Source organism: Vibrio sp. 99-70-13A1 (assembly GCF_013114625.1).
GTDB lineage: Bacteria > Pseudomonadota > Gammaproteobacteria > Enterobacterales > Vibrionaceae > Vibrio.
This window is the reverse complement of sequence record NZ_VTXD01000006.1, coordinates 120,718-146,235: the sequence shown is the minus strand read 5'-3', so window position 1 is coordinate 146,235 and position 25,518 is coordinate 120,718. Positions and strand designations below refer to the sequence as shown.

The window sequence follows — 25,518 nt, the reverse complement described above, 5'->3', positions numbered from 1 at the left end:
GTAAACTCACGGCAAGAATTATTATTCTCGGCTGAATAACGCTTCGATGAAATCTTGAGATTCAAACGGACGTAAATCATCGATACCTTCACCAACCCCAATAAAACGAATTGGAATTTGGAATTGATCAGCGATAGAGAAGATAACGCCACCTTTTGCTGTTCCATCCAGTTTAGTCAACGTAATCCCAGTTACAGGCGCCACTTCGCTGAATAGCTTCGCTTGGCTAATCGCATTTTGACCAGTACCAGCATCCAATGTCAGCATAATTTCATGTGGTGCTGAATCATCAATTTTCTTCATTACGCGTACAATTTTGCGTAACTCTTCCATCAAGTTGCTCTTGTTTTGCAAGCGACCAGCAGTATCTGCGATAACCACATCTACACCACGCGCTTTAGCGGCTTCAATCGCATCATAAATCACGGAAGCACTGTCAGCACCAGTGTGTTGAGCAATAACAGGTACGTTGTTACGTTCACCCCATACTTGTAGCTGTTCAACCGCAGCCGCACGGAATGTGTCGCCCGCAGCAAGCATGACTTTTTTGCCTTCACCTTGGAACTGTTTCGCTAGTTTACCAATAGTGGTTGTTTTACCTACCCCGTTCACACCTACCATTAAAATAACGTAAGGCGTTTTCGTAGTATCCACGACTAGTGGTTGTTCAACTTGGCTTAAAATTTCAGCCATCTCTTCTTTTAACAGACCGTATAACGCCTCGCCATCTTTCAAATCTTGACGTGTTGCTTTATCTGTTAAGTTTTCAATGATCTTTACGGTTGTTGGCATACCAACATCAGCAATTAATAGCTGTTCTTCCAACTCTTCAAAAAGATCTTCATCAATCTCTTTGCCTTTGAATAGACCAAAGAAGCCAGCACCAATATTTGCTTTAGTACGGCTTAAGCTGCGCTTTAATCGTGTAAAAAAGCTTTCAGTTGGTTTTTCTTGTTCTTGAACACGAGGAACAACTGGTGCTTCTGCTTCTGCTTCTGCTTCTGCTTCTGCTTCTGCTTCTGCTTCTGCTTCTGCTTCTGCTAGCTCAGTGTTAGGTTCCTCTTCTACAGGTTCAAGTCCTTGTTCCTGAATCTCTTCCTGATTGGATTCGACTTCCAGATCTGCTTCTGGTTGCTCAACTAGTTTGTTTTGCTCTGGTTCAACCTGAGATTCTTCTGTTTCAACAATTTTTGCTTCAACAACCTCTTTTTCTAATTCTGCCGGCTGTTCTGCTTTTGATTCGTTTTGCGTTTGTGGGCTTTGTTCTTCTTCACCAAAGCCAAGCCACGATAATAAACCGCGCTTCTTTTTTTCCGCCATCAGAGGGGTTCCCTAGATCTACTTATTAACTATATTGACTAATGCACGCGACTCTTTACGCTACTGATGCAATTCGTATTTTGCATAAGCGAATAGTAAAGAAAAATGACAAAGCAGTGATAACTTTTCGTTTAGCTTGCTACACTTTGTCATTGCAAATTTATTTAATACCCGAGCCAAATTAAATTTGGGCTCGGTATAGTATCACTTTATTAGCGGTCAAAAAATCTATGGTAAGACGTCGCCAGCAAAACACATCACAAAAAAAGCCATCAGGTGGCTTTGTTCGAATCATCAGTGGCTCTTGGAGAGGAAGAAAACTCCCAGTTCATGACTTAGAAGGGTTACGACCAACCATTGATCGCGTAAAAGAAACGCTTTTCAATTGGTTAGCCCAAGAAGTACCTCATTCCACATGCTTAGACGTTTTCTCCGGCTCTGGTGGCTTAGGCTTTGAAGCGGCTTCACGCCAAGCTAAGCTTGTCACTTTGCTGGAAATGAACCCAAAGGCAGCAAAACAGCTATCGGATAATGCGAAAGAATTAAAAGCTGACAATATTAACGTTGTGAATACTGATGCGCTTTCTTACCTTCGCAATCAAGGTACGCCACATGATCTGGTGTTTATTGATCCACCTTTCCGTAAAGGCTTACTCGCAGAAACGGTTCAACTACTTGAGAAAAATGGCTGGCTCACTGATGATGCAATCATCTATGTGGAGACAGAAAAAGAGCTCACGCTAGAGTCCATGCCAGAAAACTGGGAGCTGTACCGAGATAAAACAACCGGTCAATCCAGTTACCGACTGTTCAATAGAACACTAGCTGAATCCGAAGAATCATAAATAGATAGGGCAACAGAATGAAAATATTGCTTACCTTAGCCAAAGCAGCAATTGCTTTTGTTTGGCTAGTTTTAATCATCAATATATTTAACCCTTTCCCTGGTAACTCAGCGATTGCGCTATACATCATGACGGCATTTTTGTTTTTCATGCATGGTTTGCAAATGTTGATTTTCATTGGAGCTTTTGGCGACAAAATATCGATGAGTCGTTGGGAGAAGTGGTCAATTCTAATTTTTGGCATTTTTGCATTGCTTGATATCCGACGCAAACACATGATGTAACCAGATTCATGTAAAAATCTTTTAGGGAAACGACTCCTTATTAAGAGAGACCCCAAATTTAGAAAAGCAAACAAAAAGGCAGCTCACTTGAGCTGCCTTTTTGTATTCAATTAACTTAGAAACTACCCAAGGTAGCCTTTTACACCATCTAGGAACATCTGAGTCGAAAGCATAACTAGCAACAAGCCCATCAAACGTTCTATCGCCTTCAAGCCTCTCTCTCCTAAGATTCGTAGGAAGAAGCCATTAAACATCAAAATAAAGAAGGTCGCGCCCCACGCCAGCATAACCGCGCCCGAGAGCTCTAACATGTTGTCAGGGTGCTGTGTCGAAAGCAGAATCAATGCAGCAATCACCGATGGACCCGCAATCATAGGAATAGCCATTGGCACGATAAACGGCTCTTCACCTGCCGCTAACCCTGTAATGCTACCTGCGCTTGGGAAAATCATCTTAATGGCAATAATGAATAGAATAATACCGCCAGAAATACTTAAGGTTTCAGGCTGAACATGTAAGAAGTTCATGATGCTTTGACCTGCGAATAAGAATAGCAGCAGGATTATGAGTGCAAAGATCAGCTCTCGGACAAGAACGATACGGCGACGCTTTGGGTCAATATGCTTAAGGATAGAAAGGACGATTGGTAAATTACCAAGCGGATCCATAATAAGAAACAGCATGGTAGCTGCGGATAAGATTTCCATAAGGTTTGTCTCGAAAAGCGAAGTTGCGCGGAGTATAGCAGCCTCAATCTCGCTTTTCGAACTCTAGACACACTATTATTTCAGAGATTATAAAACCAAAAAATCAAAGCATATCAATGAACTAGTACGCAATAATAAACTTAGTGACTGCACACACGGTTCATGTTTGTGCTTAGCTTGTCACCTACGAGCACTACTTTTTCCATCTTTAGAAAGAAGGTCAATAAACGGTCTAAATCTAAGTCGTTGAGTTTACAGGTATGAAAGCGGGCATCGGCTCCATACTGCTCTGCCAATACTGTTTCAAGTTCAGCTCGTGTCAGAGGAGTTTCATTCAGCAGGTTTAAAACATTATGGGCATGAATTTCAGTTGTCATCGTATGAGTCTCATTTTAATCAACGAAGACACAGAATACTGATGTACGAAAAAAGCAATTTGATGCTAAACAGGATTTAATTAATTAATGACGGATCTGAGTGCACGACACGGTGTAGATAGTCTCTATTCACAATAAATGCCAGTAGTCAGCCCTTGTTTAGAATATTGAAAATGTCGCCACTCTAGCTCATTGGTAAAACCTTAGCCGAGTAATGAGCTAACAGCTAAAGAACAAGCGATGAAACAATTAATCCGTGTGCTAAAAAGTAGCTGCCTGTGACCCAAACATAGGAACGGCGGATAGGGCTGCGATAGCTATTCAGTGCATAGGCTAGGGCTGAAAGCAGCAATACACATGCACCGGCGAAACCGATACCACTCGCAAGCGTTGGTGAGGTTAACCACACTTCCCCTGACGCCCAAGACAGTTGGATAAGCATAATTCCCATAATAACAACTGGGAATACCAATTTATCTAGCTGTGGAAGCAACAAGAAGAAAGCGACAATACTTGCGGCAAGTAGTAAGGCAAAGAGCCACCAGACCATTTCTCCGGACAATTGAAGCCAAAATGCTTTGCTGTAACACAGTTGAGCAACTAGGAAACAAAGAAAATGAAAAGTACGTTTTCGCTTTAGGGTATGCAAAGTATCAGCAAGTGCAGAAACGCCTAAACCACCCACTATCCAATAAGTATGCTCATAGATAGGAGCTTGAGTCATGGCAATGATGATCAGCAAGGCAAAGGTGAAAATTTTATACAGTAAGGACTGAGCGATAAACCCATGTTTCGTACCTGATACAGCTCCAATACTTGCTAATGAAACCGCCAACCAACTCCACATACGCTTACCTTATTACTACAAATCGCGGTCAGTCTAGGCACACTGGCTTTGATGTAAAGAGCCAGCGCTTCAAAATTGGATCTTGATTACGGTTCCACTAAAAAGCTACGGTAAAAATTAGATAAGAGAATTTAATAATGAACTATTCTAATTTCCTGACCTTAACTACTTTATGACAATTATTCACCGCGAGATCGATTTCCACCTTCAGAGCTTACTAACTTTAAGCTCATCCTCAATCACCTTCTCGAAAACCTTGATTAAAGAAACCTTTAAAAAATATAAATCAACTCAACAACCACATACAAAACAAACAGTTAAAATCACAAAGCGTCACTTGTTAAGTTAATAACTATCAGACCGCCACCAAGCATTTAAATCAACGAGATTTAAATAAAATACATCAATAACTACGAAAATAATGCTCCAATGAGTTTAAAACCAACATATAAACCTAGCAAAAACCAACAAACAAGCCTCAGTACAACATACCCAACCATGAAATCCATTAATACACTTTAACAACTATTAACAATATTCATTACATTGAAAACTTATATAATTTCAATAAGTTAAAAAACAAAGGCTCAATTTAAAAGCACTTAGAGCGATTAACAACCACATCAAAACAATAACTAAACATAGATAAAACCACCCAGTTTAAGCAAACTTTAATGCTACTTTTGGAGACTTCAAAAGTAATGCTTGAATAAACACCAAAAACAGTGCTATTCTAATCAGCATAAAGAGTATCAACCAAATCAAGGGGCAGTGTTATGATTTCTTCTTCACAAAAACAAGGGCTTGTAATGATCGCAGTAGTTGTTGGCCTAATGACACTGCCGATGATGTACTAAGTAACTTATAAAGTTACTAAAGAAAAAGGGACGCTAATGCGTCCCTTTTTCTTTAGTAAATCGGATTATTTAGATAAAAAATGATGCGTAAGTACATCCCAATTGGCGTAATAAAAGCCACCTGCTGCTAATGTCATCACTACCATCAATAAAATAGCCACTCGCCAGATAAATCGACTACTCCTAGGTGTGAGCTCTTTTTCACAGTCATCACACATCAATGTAAATTTAGCCTGATCTTCTAGTTCAGATTTATCATCCTTCACGACTTTATTACGACACGTTGCTATGTATCTAAGTTTACTCACCACATCATGAGGCAGTCGCTCTTCGCAACTTGTGATGAGTTCATGTAATCCTTCACCTTCAGCGTGATACTGAAGCCTCAATAACTTTTCAATATTTCGAGTTCTTGTCACTACTTGTTCTATGTCTGTCATTTCGGCCCTCCTACTCTACTCATTATTCTAGTTGAGCATTTGTCTATTCTTCTATAAACCCAAATTTTTTTACGTGAGAAAGAGACAATAAATAACAATGCCTTATCCCTTGCTGATTTGTAAATGTGATATCAGCCGAAAAATAATCATCTATCAATATGGGAATTAGCGATATAGCGGCTTAACACACAACCTATAAACGCCCGTAACACTAAAATATCACCTACGATTATTTGGAGGGTTATATGCCTAGCACACTGTTTTTTGCCATTTTTACACTTGCCCTACTCGCTGGTTGGGTATTTGTGAGTTTTTATCGAAAACACATGCAAGGTGAGAATGCGCCTGAACAAAAAGCTGATGTCACTATTCTAGATAAACAATCGATTGATCTTCCTGATGCTGAACCGGGTCAAGAAGACCAAGAGTATTGGATATATGTACAAAAAGGTCGCATTGGTCCGAAGCGTGAGTTTCAAGTCGGGATCCATTATTTTCATGCCCTATCTCCTGGAGACAAAGGAACCATGACTTACCAAGGTGATAAATTTTTGCACTTTGCATTAAAGCGTTAAACTTCTCGATTCAAAATGCAGAGCTTTTTCCAACCAGCTCTGCAGTTCCCTTCTATAATAAAAGCTAATCCATGGTAAAAGCCAACCCATGATAAACAACCAAGCTACGGCAATTACCAAACTACGATAATTATCAAAATATAGTAATTACCAGGCTACGGAAGTAACCAACGAGTCTTACTGGATTTCGCCAAGAGCCAGCTCATCCACAACGCTCCAGCCCCACTAATCAACACCCATAATGGGATAACCCAAGCTGGGTGCCCCTGATACCAACCAAACTCTTTCATCGGCCATAAGAAGATTGGATGTAATAGATAAATACCTAAGCTGTATTTACTAATAAAGCTCACGACTTGGTTACTTTTATCAGACAGTCCTTCTCCGAAATAACGGCACAGTAGAAACACCATGCTGGCAATAATTACGGTATTCAGCGTTTTGTATGATAGCCAGCGACCAACTGTGTATTTCTCAGCAGCTAAGCTGGCATCCACCACCATAAATACGGTCGCGAACAGCGCTAACCCACCAAGAGTAACGACCGAGTACATGGTTGTTTTAGTCAGCGGTACCTTTTTATAAAGGATGTAGCCTAACGGCAGGTAACCAGTGTAAAGCCACAACTCATGGCTCCAAGGTCCATCAATGCCTAGTAAAAAGAGTAACGTTGTGAACAGCCACACACCCGTTAGGCCATAAACGCTTTTATCACCATATTTTCGGACCATGATTTGTAGGGAAGGGATTACGAAATACAAAGGGATGAAGTAATAAAAGAAACCTAAGTGGTAATAGGTGTAATGGTGATAGCTGTCAGCCAATACTTGCCAGCTAACACCGCTATCAAAGCCTTCTAATGACCAACCTGATAAGTAGGTGTAAAACAAAGACCAAACAATAAAAGGAATGAGAACTTTCCCTAACCGGCGCTGCACATAATATTTTGCATCAAACGGGCGTTGGTCACTTAGCATAAGCGCACCAGTAATCAGAATAAATACCGGAACCGCCCAGCGACTAAAACCGTTTACGCTAATTGCAGTAAACCATTCCCCAAATGGAATGCTATTCAATTCATGTCGATAAGGTGCCAACACATGAATGGCGATAACGGCAACCGCCGCGACACATCTTGCTAAGTCAAAAAACAATACTCGTTGCTTCATAGAGCTTTCTATTCCATTTAAGTATCTGATTAGTATTCAATCATCAAACTATAGCAATAAAAAAGCTGGCCGGCATACATGCCAAGTCAGCTTATTGTTAAAGGAATTACATATCGCTTATTTAGGCAATGCTGCTGAAGCTTGCGGAACCTTAGGTAGTCGAAGAGAAATCAAAGTGGTCAGTGCTAAGAAAGCAAACGACACCCACAAACATGCAGACAAGCCTGCCATTTGAAAAACTAAACCAGATAAGACTGTCCCAATCAAACGTCCCATCGCATTTGCCATATAGTAGAAGCCCACATCAAGAGACACGCCATCTCCTTTCGCATAACTGACAATCAAGTAAGAGTGCAAAGATGAGTTAACAGCAAAAATTGCCCCAAAGATCATTAAACCACCGATAATAACCAATTCTGGCTGCCAACCGATTTGTACAGCATAAGCAATCGCTGCAGTAACAGCCGCTAATGCGCCTGCCCACAATAAAGCCGCATGTCCATCCGGCACTTTACCTTGTGCCTTACCCGTTATCTTAGGTGCGATACCTTGCACAAATCCGTATGCAATTGTCCAAGCCGCTAAGAAGCCACCTACCCATGAGTGATCCCAACCAAACACACTGCCTAGGTAAATCGGCAACGCAATCACAAACCACACGTCACGAGCACCAAACAAAAACATTCTCGCCGCAGAAAGAATATTGATTGAGTCTGATTTCGAGAAGATTTGTTTAAACTTAGGTTTGGTTTTTGCCTTACCCATATCCGCTTCTAAGCTAAATACGCTGCCAATAAAGACTAGTGTGAGTACAGCAGCCATCGCGAGCACCGCATATTGGAAACCGATAGTTGAAAGCAGTAAGCCACCAATAAAAAAGCCCGCACCTTTTAGCGCATTCTTAGAACCAGTCAGAATCGCAATCCACTTATAAAGCGCACCTTGCTGATCATCCGGTACTAGAGTCTTAATCGAGCTCTTAGCACTCATCTTATTGAGATCTTTTGCAATGCCCGACAATGCCTGCGCCGCCATTACCCAAGGAATCGTTAACATCGCACTAGGTACCGCCAGCATACCTAAAGCAAGAACTTGCATCCCGAGTCCAATATTCATGGTTTTATTCAAACCAAGACGTGCCCCTAACCAGCCACCGATTAGGTTGGTCACCACACCAAAGAACTCATAGAAAAGGAACAGAGAGGCAATTTCTAACGAACTGTAGCCAAGGTCGTAGAAATACAAAACCACCAGCATACGAAGAGCACCATCAGTAATGGTGAAATTCCAATAATTGAATGTCACCAACATATATTGGCGAACACTTTTACTTAAGTTTGAAAACATACGTTTCTCACAAATTCAAACCATGGGCTCAAATAAAAAGAGCTTTTGGATCATGGTGTCCCAAAAGCTCTTTAACAGTCTTAATCACTTAGCCTTACTATAACGAGCTATTAACTCGGTCTAGAGCATTAATAATTACTGAGCAGCAACACCATGAATGTATTCAACTTGAATTGGCTTTGTAAAAGCACCTGGGCGAAGTGCTTGAACTTCCTGAACCACTTTTTCAATGCCCCAATTTTTTTCAAGTAACAAGTGAGCAGCCAGTAAACCTGTACGACCAGAGCCACCCATACAGTGCATAGCCACTTTGCCACCGTTATTCACTACATCATGCAGTGTTGGGCTAGCCGCTTGCCATTTGGCATCAAAGTCAGCTCCTGGAGCGCGATCATCTTCGATTTCAATTTGAAACCATTGCATACCAAGTGCTTGAGCTTTTTGACCCAGCTCTGAAACATCTTTACCTGCAAGCTCAGCATCATCAAGCGCAGTCACAATCGCTTCCACGCCTTGCGCTTTAAGCTGTGCTAGAGAGTCATCAAGGTTCGCTTCTTTCGTACCAGGACATGGAGTCAGTACCAAAGCACCTGTTTCAAGGTTAAGTTCCCACGTTGGGTGAACGGTAGAATTTGTCATTGTATTTCTCCTAGAAACTAAAGCTTATGCTAGACCAACAGTACGAACCAATTCAGCAGTACGAGTCGCGTAGCCCATTTCATTGTCATACCATGCGTAGATCTTCACCATACGCTTACCAACCAGCATGGTTGATTGCGCATCAACAATCGTTGAACGTTGGTCGCCTTTATAATCGATAGAAACTAACGGGCGCGCTTCAAAGCCAAGAATGCCTTTCAGCTCATTTTCTGATGCTTCTTTAAGTAACGCATTTACTTCTTCTGCAGTTGTATCGCGCTTCACGTCAAAGATGATGTCTGTTAGTGATGCATTCGCAAGAGGGACACGTACCGCATGACCATTAATTCGGTCTTTTAGTTCAGGGAAGATTTCAACGATAGCGGTTGCACTACCCGTTGTAGTAGGAATTAGGCTCATGCCACATGCACGTGCTCGGCGTAAATCTTTGTGTGGAGCATCAAGAATAGTTTGAGTGTTGGTGAGATCATGAATAGTAGTGAAAGCTGCGTTTTCGATACCTAGCTTCTCGTTGATCACTTTAACAACTGGCGCAAGACAGTTAGTTGTACAAGAAGCAGCGGTCACAATCTTGTGCACTGCTGGATCGAAGATTTCATCGTTCACACCAACAACAATATTCGCAACGCCTTCTTCTTTAACTGGCGCTGAAACAACAACACGCTTCACACCTTGCTCTAGGTACTTGTTTAAGAAAAAAGTCTTACGGTGAACACCTGTCGCTTCAATAACAACATCACAACCAGACCAATCAATCGCATCAAGATCGCGCTCTTGAGTAGTTTTAATACGCTGACCATTGATGATCATCTCATCACCTTCAACAGCGACTTCGTGGTTCCAGCGACCTTGTACTGAATCGAACTCAAGAAGGTGCGCCAATGTTGCTGTGTCGCCAGCTACATCATTAATTTGTACGAATTCTAATTCTGCCCAGTCGAATGCTGCGCGAAGTGCTAGACGGCCAATACGACCAAAACCATTAATACCTACTTTAACTGTCATTGTCTTTTCTCTCAGCTAGTGGTGAAATTTAAATTAGTGGTGAAGCTTAATTGGGATTTAAACGCAACATACAGGGCGTGAGCTCATCGCTTCTAAACGCGCTATGTCTTGCTGATATTCAGTTTTCAAACAGTTCGATGCGATAAGGTCGTCGATCAACTTTAGCATCCAACCTGGTAAATCTTGTGACAGGCGATAAAAAACCCACTGCCCTTGGCGAACGTCAGTCAAAATGCCACTCGAACGTAACTGTGCTAAGTGACGAGATATTTTTGGCTGACTCTCTTCTAATGCTTGTGTTAATTCACCAACCGATAAACAGGTCTGGCGTACTATCAACATTAAGCAGCGCACTCTCGTTTCATCAGATAGCAATTTAAAGAATTGGTGAGGAAGCATAACTACATACTCATATATGGATATGCGTATATATTAGTTATAAAAAAACGCACGTCAAGGCGTGCGTTAGTTTTGTCATAAAATGTTCATATTAGATTCTAGGATTGCATCGTTTGGCTCCAGCGCTGAGCTTGAACCAACTCATGCTGCACATCTTCTGCGTTTAGTCCTAATTGTTGGCAATAACCCTCAATGCTTTGCCAATCAGCTAGCTCAAAGCTTTCTTCCAGTGCCAATAACACACCATAAGGACCTTCTCGACGTAAAAGTGCAACCTTAATGACTTTGCATAAAGGGAGTTGTTCAACCAAGTTCTCAAGCGACAGATCAAGTAACGCGTCTAGCATAGAGAACAAACCGATCATAAAGGCTTGCTCTGTATGACTTTGAAAAGGTTGATAACGAGACATCAATTGGCAGAATTGAGCTCGCTGAAGAGATAAGCTAAGCAGCTCTTTAGGTTTAGAATCCGAAATATACGAAGCGACAGCCAGTGAAACAAACATCTTCAATTTATCTTGACCAAGATAGACAAGTGCCTGCCTAAAAGAAGAGATCGTCACTTCAATTCGAGGAGACATGGTATTCACAAAACGCAGTAACTTATAAGAGAGTGCCGCGTCTTTGGCGACAATGCCTTCCACTTTCTTAAAATTCACATTTACTTGGCAGACTTCTTGAAACAGTTCCATAGCAATGGCTTGCTCTGGGCTGACGTATTTAGTTTTGATGATTTCAGGCTTACTAAAAAAATAACCTTGGAAGAACTTAAACCCAGCTTCTTTCGCTTGTTCAAACTCTTTCAATGTTTCTATTCTTTCGGCTAGAAAACTGTATTTCTGCCCATGATGCTCACGAACTAATTCACAAGCAGCCTCAAGCCCCATCTGCATAATATCGAGTTTAATAATATGGACGTATTTCAGGAACCGCTTCCACTCTTCAGTGAGAGTAAAATCGTCAAGCGCGATCATATAACCTTGCCGATACAGATCTTTAATGGCTTCGAATAGCTCGTCTGTCGGCGAACACGTCTCCAACACTTCAACCACGACTTTATCTTTTGGCAAGCTAAATGGTAAACGACGAATCAAGCTCTGATACGGAAAATTGATAAAACAACGGGAAGTAGGAATGGAAGGATTCACCCCAACAGATAAGAAGTTTTCGACAATTAATCGATACGTCGCGCGATTAGATCCTATGTGTGATGGGTAAGCATTTTTTTCCCCATCCCGAAAAAGTAATTCATAACCTAAAGTATGTTTTTTCCGGTTAAAGATTGGTTGTCGCGCGACGTACGTTGAAGTCATTGTCTTTCTATTTCAATCCATTAAGCGATTATTATGCTTTTGCAGCAGCAAGTAGAGCTCCACAGCCCATGAACATACCACCAAATACTTTATTGATTTTCCCCATTACACGGTCAGAGCGAATAAATCGTCCCATTTGTGCCGCCAATGAAATGTAACCAAGCATTACGATACCATCAATCACTACCGTCGTAACACCTAGAACCAAAAGTTGTGGCATCTGAGGTTGCATTGGGTTTATAAATTGTGGGAATAGTGCCACAAGGAAAACGATTGACTTAGGGTTGGTCAAATTAATCAGAACGGCATTACGCATTAAATCCCAGCTCGACTTCGTACCTTCACCTGTATGAGCGATCAAACTTGAGCGATCTCGCCACTTTTGAATTCCCAGCCAAACCAAATAGATCACGCCAACCCATTTAATGATAGAAAATGCCAATGCCGATTTCGCGACAAGTGCGCCAATACCAGCACCCACTAAAATAATATGAAAAACGAGACCGAGTTGAAGACCAACAATGGATGCCAATGATTTTCTTGTTCCATAACTCAAGCCATTACTGATTGAATTTACGGTACCAGAACCAGGTGCCAGACTAAAAAGAATCGCGGTGACAACATAAGCTAACCAGACATGAGTATCCATTGCATTTCCTTATAAGTTCATTAATCTAATATTATTAGTAGCGCGTACGCTCTCATACTTTCATTTAGGCTTTTTATCATGGCGAATTCAGGTGCCACGCACCCTTCTTATACGCAAGAGCATCAGTTCGAACAAGCGATTAAACACCCAATTGCCAACCTTTGGCAACAGAGAAATGAAGGTTATGTAACAACATCCCATAAAAGAAAATCATATTGGTGCAGTTATACCAGTTCTAATCACAATAAAGCGGTGGTGATTGTTAATGGTCGCATTGAATCATGCTGGAAATACCAAGAGCTTTTCTATGACCTTTTTAATAAAGGTTACGATATTTATTCCTTTGACCACCAAGGTCAGGGGTTATCAGAACGACTCGTGAAAGACTCAGATATTGGGCATATCCAAGAGTTTGATGATTATGTTTCTGATATGACAACTTTAGTAAAAAGCTTCAAATTAGAACGATATGAAGAGCGTTACTTACTCGGCCATTCAATGGGAAGTACTATCTCAACTCGTTATTTGCAGACAACACCAAACCACACTTTTGATAAAGTGGCTTTATGCGCACCTATGTATGGCGTCAATACAGAATGGTACTTAAAACCTATCGCTCTGATACTCAGCCAATTACTCACAGCCGTTAGCACCAAAGCCACCTATGCTCCGGGTCAGAAAGCGTATTTCCAAAAACCATTTGAAGATAATCCTTTAACCCAAAGTAGTGTCCGCTACCAATGGTTTCGTAAGCTCTATGAGGACATGCCTGAATTGAAAGTAGGCGGAGCCAGTACTCGCTGGGTGTGGCAAGGTTTGATGGCAGCAAAACAATGCATCCAACAAACCCGACAAATCCAAGTCCCGCTACTTATTGTTCAAGCCGGTCACGAGAGAATTGTAAGTAATGAAGCTCAAGTTCGTTTCATCAAAAAGCTGGCTAAAACTAACCCTTTTTGCCAATTTAAGATTATTCGCGATGCTCAGCACGAAGTACTTTTTGAAAAAGATCAGTACCGAAACCAAACTCTGGATGCGATCTGTGATTTTTTAACGGCTCAAGATAAGCGCTAAACAATAACAAACCAACTAAAGAGGAAGAGAAGTCAGTGACCTTTACCCTCTTTTCTTTTCCCGTTTTCGAATACAATTTATGGGTCAAATAAAACAATGCTAGCTCATCTGGCATTCATACCAACGCAATGAGGGTTAAATGACTACTTCTGCATTAAAAGATATCGTTAAAATTGTCGCGTCAGATCTAGATGGCACACTGCTCGCACCAAACCACCAGCTAAGCGACTTTACAAAGCAAACCCTCACAGAATTGCACCAGCAAGGTTATACCTTCATTTTTGCTACAGGTCGCCACCATGTTGATGTAGCTGGCATACGTGAACAAACCGGTATTCCGGCTTACATGATCACATCAAATGGCGCTCGTGTTCATGACTTAGATGACAACCTGACTTACGCAAAGAACATCCCTGCTCACTTGGTTCAACAGATTGTAGATGTCCTGAAAGATGACCCGGAAATTTTCATTCACATTTACATGAATGACGAATGGCTAATGAACCGTGATGATGAAGACATGAAAAATTTCCATGACAAAACCGGGTTCACTTATCGTTTATTTGATATCAACAACGCCCCTCAAGAAGGCATTGCTAAAATTTTCTTCACTCACCCTAACCAAGAACACGAATACCTTGTTCCGTTTGAAGACAAACTCAATGAGCTATTGGGTGACAAGCTAAACATCGCATTCTCAACGCCTTGGTGTTTAGAAGTAATGGCGGCTGAAGTCTCTAAAGGTCACGCTTTACAAGCCGTAGCTCAATCTATGAATTTAGGCTTAGAACATTGTGTCGCTTTTGGTGATGGAATGAATGATGCAGAAATGCTTGCAATGGCAGGTAAAGGGCTAGTCATGGGAACGTCTCATGAAAAAGTCTTGAAAGCTTTGCCTGATAACGAAGTGATTGGCAGTAACGCTGATGACGCTGTCGCTCATTATCTGCATGAGCACTTGCTATAAGCAATAAGCGATAAGCGATAAGCGATAAGCGATAAGCGATAAGCGATAAGCGAACACAGGCTGAATCTCACATCAAAAAAGCAACCACTCGGTTGCTTTTTTATTCTTCAAAGAAACACATTAACCGCGCTTAGGTAAAGTCTCTTTACTTAAAATTGCCGTCCATTCCGCCTCTGAAACTGGCATGATAGATAAGCGATTTCCACGCTTGACCAAAGGCATATTCTCAAGCTCTGGCATAGCTTTTAATGTCGCAAGCGGTATGAGCCTTTCTGTTACTCGTACAAACTCCACATCGACCATGATCCACCTTGGGTTTCCTTGAGTAGATTTTGGATCGTAGTAATCACTTTCTGGATCGAACTGAAAATGATCGGGATACGCTTCCCGGGTCACTTTAGCAATACCCGCAACCCCAACCTTTTTGCAGGAAGAATGATAGATCAACACTAAGTCACCCAGCTTTACATCATCTCGCATCATATTTCTTGCTTGATAATTGCGCACCCCCTCCCAACAGGAGGAGTTTTGTGTCCGTAAAGTGTTAATTGAGAATGTGTCGGGTTCAGTTTTAAATAACCAATATGCCATAATAAATCCAGTTAACGGTTGCTCATAGGAAGATATAACATGAAGGCATTTAAAAACCCAGCGACGTGGCTGGCTATTCTGGCACTTCAAGGTTGCAGTACTGCACCTGAAGTGATGACTGAACCTGAGTTACCACCAGCAACCTTAGATGAACCCAAAAGCATTCAGCCTCAAACCTTCATCATGCGTGGACAAGTGGTTGTTGGGCATGAAACTCGTACCTTCACTCCTTGCGGCAGTAAACAACAATACTGGCTAGACCTTCCTAAAGAGTCGCTTCAGCAAGCTCTTATTTTGCCTTCAAGACCTTATCAAACCATGTATGGTGAAATGATTGGTCACCTTAGTGTGCCAAGCCAAACTGGTTATAATGCTGATTTCACAGCACGCTTTGTTGTAGAACAAGTTAATTTACTGACCACTGAGAACCCTGAACGATGCTCTCAACCGTTACGCTCAACCCGCGCCTTTGGTACCGAACCTTTTTGGTCTGCTTCTTTTAACAAAGACCAAATCACTTATACACCAATGGGTGATAAGCCGCAGAACCTAGCGATTCAATCAAGCCGCGTAAGCTCTGATAAAAGGAAATATAGCCTGAATGATGGTTCCCTTGAGTTACAAAAAGGAACCTGTAACGACGGTATGAGCGATTCTATATACGGTTGGAAATCGCAACTGGCTATCGGGAGTAAAGACTTAGAGGGGTGTGCAACGGTAGCTAACGTCGACTCAACTCTAGATTGGTCTGGGCTATATTTTGCAAGCTCTACCGATAACGTAGGGTTTTCTGTTCAACTAGAGCTGCATGATAACCATAGTGCAACGACAACTTACTCTTATACTTCTGGCGAGCCCTCGATTGTCGAGCAAGGCTTTTGGCAGCAGTTAAATAAAGACCAAGTACAAGTTGTGATGACGCAGCATCAACAGCAATACTTAATCTCTGAACGTATCTTTACTCGGAATGGTTATCAGATAACGGCAGAAAAAGAGAAAGTTGGTAACGTGGTTTACCCTATCTCCAATGGTGGACTTACCTTATTTAGAGCAAAGCCAACGCTAAACACTCAAGTTGAAAAAGCACCAAGCACATCTGTAGATTTATCAGCAAAACAGATCAACTCCAGTTCTGAGTTTAATCAAGATGTCGACAATGCTATTCGCCACTATTTCAAGATTCATCAAACCTCTCCTGATAACACAAAGTATCGTTGGCTTACCTATGATCTCAATGGCGATGGTAATGATGAGCTATTAGCTCAGTTAGATTGGTGTGGCTCTGGCGGGTGTACATTACTGATTTTCGAAAACTATAACGATGATTGGCGCTTCAACAGCCGCATTACCTTAGTTCAAGACGATATTCGATTAGGCAAAGCTCAACACCATGGCTGGCAAGATCTTATCTTCAATGTTCGAGGTGGCGGAGCAACACCAGCTCAGCACAAATTAAGCTACACAGGTGTAAGCTACCCAATGAACCCTAGCGTTGCACCTGTCGCTCAGAATAATGATGTGACCGATGCAATACTCTTCGCTGACAAAATCACTCCAGCACAAGACGGAGTCATGCTCTAATGCAAGAGCCGCAAGTGCGACAAGAAGAGCAAGCACTTAAAGCATGCACTGGTTGTGGGTTTAAGCACCAATGCATCTGTGATCAGAAACCACAGGTGGATAGCTCGATTGATTTGGTCCTTTTAACTCATGAGAATGAACTCTCTCGCGAAACCAATACCGGTAAGCTACTCAATCAAACATTAGAAAACTGCCATGTTTATACGTGGCAGAGAAAAGAGCCACCAGCAGAACTGCTTCATAAAATTGCACAGCCTGAGTTTCAGGCTTTTGTACTTTTCCCTAGTGAGACTAGCCAACCTTGTCAGCAAGCAATAAAAAACCTGCCCGCGAGCAAGAATCAGATTCAACCAATATTTATTATGCTGGATGGAACCTGGCAAGAAGCTAAAAAGATGCTTAATAAAAGTTCATGGCTAAAAGCATTACCCGCGATTCATCTGCAAACCAATCAAGACTCCATGTATACACTAAGGCGAAACCAAGAGGCTGGGCATTTATGTACTTGTGAAGTGGGAATTCAATTACTTAGAGAGCTTGACCAAGAACAGCAAGCGGATCAAATTGAGCGGTACTTTGCACAGTACCTTCAAATGTATAAAGCAGATAAATGCGGACATAAACTCAAATAGGTAGTAAGCAACGAAAGGTTGATGCCAACAAAAAAGGAAAGCCAGCGCTTCCCTTTTTTCATCAATCAAATGAAGAGTGTTTCACGTGGAACGTCAGCCCCTTTAATCCACTCTATTTAAAGCATCTCTCTTATCACCATGCCGCTTCAATTCCACTAGGTTCAAACCGGAGCAACTAAAATAAACGTTTCGGCTCACTAAAGTAAAAGCCTTGCAAATAATCGACACCCATATCTTCAGCAATTTCACAGACCTGCTGATTATGAACAAATTCAGCCACCGTTTTTGCATTCAATATCTGACATAAACTCACCAACTGTTGTGCGATTTTCCTTTGCTTCTCATCTTTATCGATATTACGAATCAAGCTTCCATCCAATTTGATGATTTGTGGTTCTAGCTTTAATATCTCATCAATATTCGAATATCCAGATCCAAAATCATCCACAATGATGTTTACTCCTAAATCACGGAAGTGATTACACACCTCGATCAACCGGCTGTAATCCTTAATTTGTTCGGTTTCTAGTACCTCTAGCCCAATACGCTGCGGATGGCTTATTAATCCAATAGCATCTTCCAATTGATATAAAGTTTTCTCATTGGTTAAATCTTGAGGGGATAAGTTTATTGAAAATGAGTCAGTTCTTTCACTCATGCACTCAAACGTTCGAGTAATCATTTGTCGACTGAGGCGAGTGTATAAGTGTGTGCCTTCAATAATGGGAAGGAATTTTCCTGGCGCTATAAGCTGTCCGTCTTCTTCAATACGAACTAAACACTCATAGCTTTCCACTTGGTGGGTATGAGCAGCCACGATAGGCTGAGCGCAAGCAACCACATTTTTATGAAGAACCGCACGGCTGACGCAAGATAACCAGCCAAGCTGCTCTTGTCTTTCTTGCTCTAACTTAATTAAGGTTCGAGCATTCACTAGGTGCTTATTATTACGCACCGCATCACGACGTGCTTCAATCGACTTAAGTAACAAATCGTCAGTTGATAGATTTGGGAAATCGCAGCGGCTCGCTAAGCCAGCACTTAAAGACACCGATAAGTAATCGATATCCGGTAATCCCATTGGCTCAAAGTTTACATGTTCTGTTGTATCTGCAAATTCAGAGAAGCGCATCTGTATAAATTCTTCACTTTGCATACTTTCAAATACAACCGCCCACTCACCAATGCCAATGCAGTACAACAAGCAGTCTTTATCGAATAACTTCCAGAGCGCCGCTTGAAAGTACTCACTTAAATCATTCAGTAATTGGTCACCAACGTGATAACCGTATTTTTCATTTATCTGGCTGAAGTTACTCACCTTTAAGCTCAATAAATGGCTTGAAGGTTTCATCTTAACGAGCTTTTCTCTCAATACAGTTCGATTAGGCAACCCAGTTCGGCGATCGACTCGATAACTCACCGTCAACTCAGTCGCTTGTTTTTGTATTTTGCTCGTCATGGTTTGGTTCATGTCATCAACATCAACGAGCGCATTTCGGATCAAAGAAAATAGTGGAGATATTGCACTTGCCGTTTTATTGGTAGGTGTCGCTTGATCGCTGGAACGTTCTCCCTCTCTCAACGCTATATAGGTCAAGCTGTGATGCAATAAACGCTGTTGGTCATCATCTCTGTACAGCTCTCCCATGCAATACACACCAAAGCTGTCTGCCAAATTTTGGAACATAGCGACTTCTTGGTTGCCTTCAATGAAATCAAGACGAGAGGTGCAGTTATAAATGAAGAACTGCTCAGGAGCTTGGTGAGCCACTTGTTGGACACCATTTCGCACTTGCTCAAGGGTCAGTGATGGGTGGTCGTAACAAAAGCGTACTTCATCACCGACATTAAACTCCCCATTAAACTCAAGTGCATTACCATCAACGATTTTCATCGGTAAAAAGATACTTTGATCTTTAGGCTCACCGACCATTAATGGGAAATCATGCAGTTGTTCTAAAGGTACTTCCAAACCATCCGCTAAATAATGATTGTAGAGTTCCCTAACAGGACGCCCATCCAATTCATACACCAACTTTCCATCAGCAGCGGTCACACGGAAAGTTTTCCCTATTGGGTTCCACTCAGTATAAAAGCCTTTGGAAATAGCCAAATCGGAGCCATGCAAGGCAACCATTACATAAGCATTTTCAAAGCAATGACCATCCAACATTACCCAACGACCGTAATCAGTAATCGTGGAAGCACCACCAGCAATTGGGATTTGTAATCGAGAATGATTGAAAGAAGAGAAAAGTGCCTGTTTGCTCATATTCATACGATCAGCAAAGCAAATAATGGCTTGAGTGTTCTTAGTACACTCTAATTGATGCCACATCTGTGCGCTGTCTGCAGCTAAGTCATCACTATAAGAAACAAGGCTGCAAGAAAGGGAAACTGAAGAGAAACGAGTGATAATAAGGTAGAGACCTTGGTACTCAATCTCACCTTCACGAATAAAGTGGTTTGCGCTTGCGCCAATGAGCTGAGCGTTGGGGAAAGTCTTTTTAACCTCCAGACATGCAGATTCAACTCGACTCTTTTCAAATGAAGAAAAGACCTGAATTAATAATTTTTCATTAGATGAAAAAGAGACCTGACTTAACTCCGTTTGGAGCTGATCAAAATCTTGTACCAAGATTGAAATAGACTGCATATTCACATTAATCTTTAAGTTAATGACTTGTTATTCTGCTCGCATTTTTAGTGCTATGCACGCAATAAAACTGATAGCTTTATTAATAATGTGAGGTTCGTGTCATCCAGTTTATGGAATGCGCCACCAATATACAGTTAATTTCTTTCGTTTTTTGCTAAAACAAGCGTTTCGGTTTACCTAAATGATAACCTTGCAAATAGTCGACACCCATATCCTTTGCGATATCACATACTGCTTGATTATGAACAAACTCGGCCACAGTTTTCGCATTGAAAACTTGGCATAACCGAACTAGCTGCGAAGCGATTTTCCGCTGTTTAATGTCTTGATCTATATTGCGAATCAAGCTGCCGTCTAGCTTAATGATTTGCGGTTCGAGTTTGATGATCTCATCGATATTCGAATATCCTGCACCAAAATCGTCCACAATAATTCGAGCGCCTAATGAACGAAAGTGGTTACACACTTCAATCATGCGCCCGTAGTCTTTTATCTGCTCAGACTCCAAAACTTCCAACCCAAGTCGAGTTGGATCATTCATATTAAGAATTGAACTTTCTAGCACTTCGAGCGTTTTATCACTAAACAAATCTTGAGGTGATAAGTTAATGGAGAATGCACCTTGCTTATCAGCCATATACCCTAAAGTACTCTTTATCATATGTCGGCTGAGGCGAGTGTATAAATGCGTGTCAGTGATAATAGGTAAGAACTTACCTGGCATGACTATCTTGCCATCAGACTCCATAATTCTTACTAAGCATTCTTGAGCGACCACTTCATGGGTTCTGGCAGAAACAATTGGCTGTGTGTAGGTAATGATTTTTTGATCTAAAATTGCGCGGCTCACACAACTTAGCCACCCTATGCGCTCTTTACGATCTTCCTCACTGACCTGAATATCTTTTGCATTGGTAATGTGGGTATTGTTTCGAACACCATAACGCCTAGCTTCAATGGCTTTAAGCAAGATTTCATCGCCAGTTTCATTTAAGAAATCACATCGGCTAGCAAACCCACCGCACAAAGAAACAGAAAGATAATCTACGTCCGATAAACCATAAGGCTCAAAGTTAATTCGCTCGATAGCATCAGCAAATTGAACAAATTTTTGCTTAATCAAATGACTTTCAGTGTTGGCGTTAAAAATCAAAGCCCACTCTCCCACTCCGATACTAAACAAGCTTATCTTTAGTGGAACTTGACTCAGCCTTTTTTCAAGGCGATGAATAAAGTGGCTAGAAAGGTCGAGCAGCAGTTGGTCACCAACCTGATAGCCATACTTTTCATTCACATGATTAAAATTGGTCAGCTTTAAAGTCAACAAGTGCTCACTGAATGCCAGTTCATCCAACCGCTCTTTTAAAGCCATCCGATTCGGCAAACCAGTCCTAGAATCAATGCGGTAGTTATCCGTCAACTTTCTTGCTTGTTGATGTAACTTCTTTTCCATTTCAGCATTTATCTGATCAAGGTCTGCGACTGCATTTCGAACTAAATTCAATAATGGAGAAACGGTTGATTCTGACTTTTGCTCAGAGCGATAAAACTCCCTAAGATCTTGAGATTCACGTATCGCGAGATAGGTTAAACTATGATGGAGGATCTCTTGTTTACCGTTATCGCAATACAACTCCCCCATGCAATAGGCCCCTGTCGTTTCAGCAACCCCTTTAAATGGCATCAATTCTGTTGTGCCATCAATAAACTCTAGCCGAGAAGCACAGTTGTAAATAAAGACGGATTCGGGCTGATGAATGGACAGAACTTCTGCCCCATGGCGTACTTTTTCAGAGGTAAGAGATGGGTGGTTATAACAAAACTGAGCATACTGACCGGTTTCCCAAACACTATCGAACTCAATACTGCCGTCACTGTTAATCCGAAGTGGTGTTGATATGCCTTTGTCTTTTCTGGACTCTCGATAAAGCGGAAAGCTCATCATCTGGCTCAAAGGTAAATCTTTCCCATCAGACAAATAATGCTTAAATACTTCAAAGATTGGTTTGTCGTTTAAGGAGTACACTCGATGACCTTCAGCCTTGGTTACACGTAACTTCATCCCTATAGGATTCCACTCCGAATAAGCGTCTGACCATACTTTTAAATCTGGATTTGTCAGTGAGACCGCGACACAAGCATGTTGGTAGACATCCGTATTATGTAAAACCCATCGACCAAACTTGTTCTCTTGGCATAATCCACCAGCAACAGGAACTACATAAGGAAGCTGCTCAAATGCGCTGTAAATTGGATAATCCCGCGCATACAGCTGATCACTGAAGCTAATCACCGCTTGTGTGTCAGAGGAAATTTTCAGTTGTTCTACAAGAAATTGGCTATCTCTTTCCGGCTGTTCCGTAAAGATTTGCACGGCTGAAGTTAAACGAGTTTGTGAGAACTCGCTAATAATCAGTATCGTTCCAGTATTTTGAAGAAGGTTATCACGAATGATGTGGCAAGCACTTTGCCCAATAATAACAGGGGAAGGTATATTAGAAAGGGCAACACGAGCAAAGCTTTGAGCTACATCAGCAGGTTGAGTAGAAAATAATTGAATGAGATAACTATGGTTACTATTCCATTGATGTTCCATCAACTGAGACTCTAATAATTCCTCAGTATGAGCTAAAAAAGTATACGTTTGCATGCCAAGCCTTGTTCACAATTTATAATTATTAACGTGTTGGCAACCACTGGTTCTAATATTTAATGCTGTGGTGACCCTATAGATAATGCCTCACTAATTACCAATGTATCAACTCAGTCTTATAAATGCGAATTATTAAGTAAGTTCAGTGATTTACATTAATATCAGTAAATCACTGATTTGTGTAATTTCTAAATCAGGTAGCACTCGCATTTTTGATGTGTGGTAAGGGGTTTTACCTTGGTCATTAAACCAGCAAGCTTGGTAGCCATTTTGTTTTGCACCTAAAACATCGGTAATAGGGTGATCACCAACATGTAATATCTCGGCTGGGTTCACATTTAAGAATTGTTGAGCACGGTCAAACATGTCTGGATGTGGCTTTGCTCGTCCATCCGCCCCAGCTCTAAGAATCAATTGGAAGTAACATCCTAGACCGATTTTATGAGGGTCCACATTGCCATTCGTTATAGCCACTAACGGCATTTTCTGGCTTAACTCAGCTAAAACACGATGGCTCTCTTGCGGTACATCAACTTGGTTACGCAGCCATAACGCATGAGCAATACCTTCTCGTGCGGCATTCTCCGCTTTCGCTTGACCATAACCTAACATGATTAAGCCTTGCTCAATTTGAGTTTGACGCCATAAAGTAACGTCGTGCTTGAGCATTGGATTCATGCTTGCAACGTCTTGTTTAACTTGTTGCCACCGTTCTAGGCTAATGGAAGCTGAAACAGGATGATGTTGATGTAACCAAAGCACCATCTCACGCTCAACCTTCATAATGACAGGCCAGTTGTCATACAGCGTATCATCCAAATCGAACGTCATCGCTTTAATGGGAGCAGTGCCTCGGTAAACATGCATTCTAATAAACCTCGTTATTCTTTATTTTTCTTACGCGCTCGTGGGTGAGCTTGGTCATAAGCTTGAGCTAAATGTTGAAAGTCTAAATGGGTATACACTTGAGTCGTAGAAATATTCTCATGCCCTAAAAGCTCTTGTACTGCTCTTAAATTCTGACTGGATTCCAATACATGCGTTGCAAATGAATGACGTAATTTGTGTGGGCTTATGTGGCTAGCAACAGCTTGCTTCTTACCCCACTCCTCCATTCTTTTTTGCACACTACGATGAGAAATTCGAGTCCCTAATTTAGAAACAAACAGCGCCTTCTCACTTGGATGAGCTAATTCACTTCGTACTTTGAGCCACTTATCAACCCATTCTTTTGCAAGCCCTGAGAAGGGAGCTTTACGTTCTTTATCCCCTTTACCAATGACTCGAATCTCACCTTGCCGGCTCAGTACATCTTTCATGTTGATGCCAACAAGTTCCGCTAAACGTAAGCCCGCCCCATACATGACTTCCATCATGGCACGATCACGAATAGACAGAGGGTCATCTTCGTTAACTTCCAGTAACTGCCCTACTTCATCGACATCTAAGTTTTTCGGTAGTGGACGCTGTTTACGAGGTGCAGATACGCCTTTCGCAGGGTTCGCAGACATCTCGCCACGTAACACAAGAAAATCAAAAAAGCTGCGTAACGATGATAAGCGAGTTGCTAAACTGCTCGCTTTCATTCCTTCTCTCATGCCTTTACTTGCCAATTGACGCACCCAAGCCGCATCCACTTGGTTCCAGCTTTTCAAACCAAGATCCACCAAATGGAATGCCATTGTCTCTAGTTGCTGCTTGTAATTGCGTTGGGTATGTAAACTGAGCCCCTTTTCGCTTCTTAAATATTCATAGAAGCGTTCCAGAGGCTTTTGTAGGCTAGATGGAAGAGGTATTTTGGGCTGGTTGCTCATCGAGTTTCTGCCAAGGTAATGTCGCGGCTAAGTGAGCCACCACAAGAGATAAGTGACGTAAGAAAAGCGTATCCATATAAGGTTGAAAGTGACCACCGTCTTCACTTGAAAAAGCTAAAAAGCCTAACTGGCTTTGCTTAATAAGCGGTAAAACAACATACGAGCCAAGTTCTGGTACCGCTATTTCATCAAAGAGATCACTTCTGTCCGCCTTTCTCAAACGACCAAGGTAGGCTTCTTTACCATTTAGATGGTTAGTAGAGAAACGAGAATATCCTGTCTTACTTAAATGATAATAGCCTGAATCTTGAGACAGTAAGCGAATATAGGCTTTTAGTCCTAACTCTACGGCTTTTTTTTCAACAGCCGTAATCACTTCAATAAAATCGGTGCATTTCAATATCTGGTCTTGTAGCGTCATGAATTCGTAGAACGTTTTGTCATTATTCGCCGCTAAGGACATCAGGCTAGTAATTTCTTCTTCTAAATCTTCAATTCGCTGGCGCTGTCTTTTCAACTGAATTTCAACTAGTGAAACGGCACCTTGCTCAACATTATTAATCGCGAGGTGATCAACCAACTCTTTACGTTGCTGAAAAAAATCAGGGTTATCACGTAAATATTCGGCGACCACTTCTGCCGTTAGTGCGTCTGCTTCTACGTAAGACACAACTTTTCCTTTATTTTATTAATACCAACTTATTTTCGTCGTTGGCTTATTGATACAAATGAGGTACATAAAAGCTAGCT

General features: G+C 41.5%; 25 protein-coding genes. 7 read left to right on the top strand and 18 right to left on the bottom strand.

Going from position 1 to position 25,518, the window contains the following annotated elements:
• Positions 1 to 21: 21 nt before the first annotated feature.
• The gene (ftsY, locus tag F0226_RS06900) at positions 22 to 1,320 is read right to left on the bottom strand and encodes a signal recognition particle-docking protein FtsY (protein WP_171734959.1); all 1,299 of its coding nucleotides are present in this window, start codon (positions 1,318 to 1,320) and stop codon (positions 22 to 24) included.
• 230 nt (positions 1,321 to 1,550) lie between these two features.
• Between ftsY and rsmD the strand changes: the two genes are divergently transcribed.
• The gene (gene rsmD, locus F0226_RS06895; RefSeq protein ID WP_171734958.1) at positions 1,551 to 2,165 is read left to right on the top strand and encodes a 16S rRNA (guanine(966)-N(2))-methyltransferase RsmD; all 615 of its coding nucleotides are present in this window, start codon (positions 1,551 to 1,553) and stop codon (positions 2,163 to 2,165) included.
• Positions 2,166 to 2,182: 17 nt separating this feature from the next.
• Positions 2,183 to 2,449, top strand: a complete 267-nt coding sequence (locus F0226_RS06890) for a DUF1145 domain-containing protein (protein ID WP_137375490.1) — start codon at positions 2,183 to 2,185, stop codon at positions 2,447 to 2,449.
• A gap of 122 nt (positions 2,450 to 2,571) precedes the next feature.
• Here the strand turns inward: F0226_RS06890 and F0226_RS06885 are convergent, their stop codons facing one another.
• From F0226_RS06885 to F0226_RS06870, 4 genes are all read right to left on the bottom strand, one after another.
• Positions 2,572 to 3,156, bottom strand: a complete 585-nt coding sequence (locus F0226_RS06885) for a YhgN family NAAT transporter (RefSeq protein WP_171734957.1) — start codon at positions 3,154 to 3,156, stop codon at positions 2,572 to 2,574.
• A 140-nt stretch (positions 3,157 to 3,296) separates the two neighbouring features.
• The gene (locus tag F0226_RS06880) at positions 3,297 to 3,533 is read right to left on the bottom strand and encodes a YecH family metal-binding protein (protein WP_171734956.1); all 237 of its coding nucleotides are present in this window, start codon (positions 3,531 to 3,533) and stop codon (positions 3,297 to 3,299) included.
• A 226-nt stretch (positions 3,534 to 3,759) separates the two neighbouring features.
• A complete protein-coding gene (locus F0226_RS06875; RefSeq protein ID WP_171734955.1) occupies positions 3,760 to 4,380 on the bottom strand; it encodes a lysoplasmalogenase in 621 nt (206 codons plus the stop codon).
• A gap of 922 nt (positions 4,381 to 5,302) precedes the next feature.
• Entirely contained in the window at positions 5,303 to 5,677 is a 375-nt protein-coding gene (locus F0226_RS06870; protein WP_171734954.1) for a DUF4145 domain-containing protein, read from the bottom strand.
• Positions 5,678 to 5,922: 245 nt separating this feature from the next.
• On the opposite strand from F0226_RS06870, the gene F0226_RS06865 reads away from it, so the two are divergent.
• Positions 5,923 to 6,252, top strand: coding sequence for a DUF2500 domain-containing protein (locus tag F0226_RS06865; RefSeq protein ID WP_137375485.1), 330 nt, complete (start codon positions 5,923 to 5,925; stop codon positions 6,250 to 6,252).
• Positions 6,253 to 6,407: 155 nt separating this feature from the next.
• Here the strand turns inward: F0226_RS06865 and F0226_RS06860 are convergent, their stop codons facing one another.
• From F0226_RS06860 to rhtB, 7 genes are all read right to left on the bottom strand, one after another.
• A complete protein-coding gene (locus tag F0226_RS06860; RefSeq protein WP_171734953.1) occupies positions 6,408 to 7,421 on the bottom strand; it encodes an acyltransferase in 1,014 nt (337 codons plus the stop codon).
• 117 nt (positions 7,422 to 7,538) lie between these two features.
• The gene (gene arsJ, locus F0226_RS06855; protein WP_171734952.1) at positions 7,539 to 8,768 is read right to left on the bottom strand and encodes an organoarsenical effux MFS transporter ArsJ; all 1,230 of its coding nucleotides are present in this window, start codon (positions 8,766 to 8,768) and stop codon (positions 7,539 to 7,541) included.
• A 135-nt stretch (positions 8,769 to 8,903) separates the two neighbouring features.
• Positions 8,904 to 9,407, bottom strand: coding sequence for a cyclin-dependent kinase inhibitor 3 family protein (locus F0226_RS06850; protein WP_171734951.1), 504 nt, complete (start codon positions 9,405 to 9,407; stop codon positions 8,904 to 8,906).
• A gap of 24 nt (positions 9,408 to 9,431) precedes the next feature.
• Positions 9,432 to 10,433, bottom strand: coding sequence for an ArsJ-associated glyceraldehyde-3-phosphate dehydrogenase (locus tag F0226_RS06845; RefSeq protein WP_171734950.1), 1,002 nt, complete (start codon positions 10,431 to 10,433; stop codon positions 9,432 to 9,434).
• A 57-nt stretch (positions 10,434 to 10,490) separates the two neighbouring features.
• On the bottom strand, positions 10,491 to 10,832 hold the full coding sequence (locus tag F0226_RS06840) for a metalloregulator ArsR/SmtB family transcription factor (RefSeq protein ID WP_171734949.1): 342 nt from the start codon (positions 10,830 to 10,832) through the stop codon (positions 10,491 to 10,493).
• 98 nt (positions 10,833 to 10,930) lie between these two features.
• Entirely contained in the window at positions 10,931 to 12,145 is a 1,215-nt protein-coding gene (locus F0226_RS06835) for an EAL and HDOD domain-containing protein (RefSeq protein WP_171734948.1), read from the bottom strand.
• A 31-nt stretch (positions 12,146 to 12,176) separates the two neighbouring features.
• Complete coding sequence (gene rhtB, locus F0226_RS06830; protein ID WP_171734947.1) at positions 12,177 to 12,794, bottom strand: homoserine/homoserine lactone efflux protein; 618 nt, start codon at positions 12,792 to 12,794, stop codon at positions 12,177 to 12,179.
• 78 nt (positions 12,795 to 12,872) lie between these two features.
• Between rhtB and F0226_RS06825 the strand changes: the two genes are divergently transcribed.
• The gene (locus F0226_RS06825; RefSeq protein ID WP_171734946.1) at positions 12,873 to 13,868 is read left to right on the top strand and encodes an alpha/beta fold hydrolase; all 996 of its coding nucleotides are present in this window, start codon (positions 12,873 to 12,875) and stop codon (positions 13,866 to 13,868) included.
• 139 nt (positions 13,869 to 14,007) lie between these two features.
• Positions 14,008 to 14,835, top strand: coding sequence for a Cof-type HAD-IIB family hydrolase (locus tag F0226_RS06820; protein WP_171734945.1), 828 nt, complete (start codon positions 14,008 to 14,010; stop codon positions 14,833 to 14,835).
• A 120-nt stretch (positions 14,836 to 14,955) separates the two neighbouring features.
• Here the strand turns inward: F0226_RS06820 and F0226_RS06815 are convergent, their stop codons facing one another.
• Positions 14,956 to 15,426 carry an EVE domain-containing protein gene (locus tag F0226_RS06815; RefSeq protein ID WP_171734944.1) on the bottom strand — a complete coding sequence of 157 codons (471 nt, stop codon included), beginning with the start codon at positions 15,424 to 15,426 and terminating at the stop codon, positions 14,956 to 14,958.
• A 39-nt stretch (positions 15,427 to 15,465) separates the two neighbouring features.
• Between F0226_RS06815 and F0226_RS06810 the strand changes: the two genes are divergently transcribed.
• Both F0226_RS06810 and F0226_RS06805 read left to right on the top strand, forming a co-directional pair.
• Positions 15,466 to 17,007 (top strand): hypothetical protein, encoded by a 1,542-nt coding sequence (locus F0226_RS06810; protein WP_171734943.1) that lies wholly within the window; start codon positions 15,466 to 15,468, stop codon positions 17,005 to 17,007.
• The gene (locus F0226_RS06805; protein ID WP_171734942.1) at positions 17,007 to 17,639 is read left to right on the top strand and encodes a DTW domain-containing protein; all 633 of its coding nucleotides are present in this window, start codon (positions 17,007 to 17,009) and stop codon (positions 17,637 to 17,639) included. Before F0226_RS06810 ends, F0226_RS06805 begins: the two co-directional genes overlap by 1 nt.
• Positions 17,640 to 17,814: 175 nt before the next feature.
• Here the strand turns inward: F0226_RS06805 and F0226_RS06800 are convergent, their stop codons facing one another.
• From F0226_RS06800 to F0226_RS06780, 5 genes are all read right to left on the bottom strand, one after another.
• Positions 17,815 to 20,298 (bottom strand): EAL domain-containing protein, encoded by a 2,484-nt coding sequence (locus tag F0226_RS06800; protein ID WP_171734941.1) that lies wholly within the window; start codon positions 20,296 to 20,298, stop codon positions 17,815 to 17,817.
• 157 nt (positions 20,299 to 20,455) lie between these two features.
• The gene (locus tag F0226_RS06795; RefSeq protein WP_171734940.1) at positions 20,456 to 22,951 is read right to left on the bottom strand and encodes an EAL domain-containing protein; all 2,496 of its coding nucleotides are present in this window, start codon (positions 22,949 to 22,951) and stop codon (positions 20,456 to 20,458) included.
• A 153-nt stretch (positions 22,952 to 23,104) separates the two neighbouring features.
• A complete protein-coding gene (gene yigB / locus F0226_RS06790; RefSeq protein ID WP_171734939.1) occupies positions 23,105 to 23,821 on the bottom strand; it encodes a 5-amino-6-(5-phospho-D-ribitylamino)uracil phosphatase YigB in 717 nt (238 codons plus the stop codon).
• Between the two features lie 14 nt (positions 23,822 to 23,835).
• Positions 23,836 to 24,768, bottom strand: a complete 933-nt coding sequence (gene xerC, locus F0226_RS06785) for a tyrosine recombinase XerC (RefSeq protein ID WP_171734938.1) — start codon at positions 24,766 to 24,768, stop codon at positions 23,836 to 23,838.
• Positions 24,734 to 25,438: a DUF484 family protein gene (locus F0226_RS06780; protein WP_171734937.1), complete on the bottom strand. Its 705-nt coding sequence runs from the start codon at positions 25,436 to 25,438 to the stop codon at positions 24,734 to 24,736. The genes xerC and F0226_RS06780 overlap by 35 nt, the downstream gene beginning before the upstream one ends.
• Positions 25,439 to 25,518: the final 80 nt, after the last annotated feature.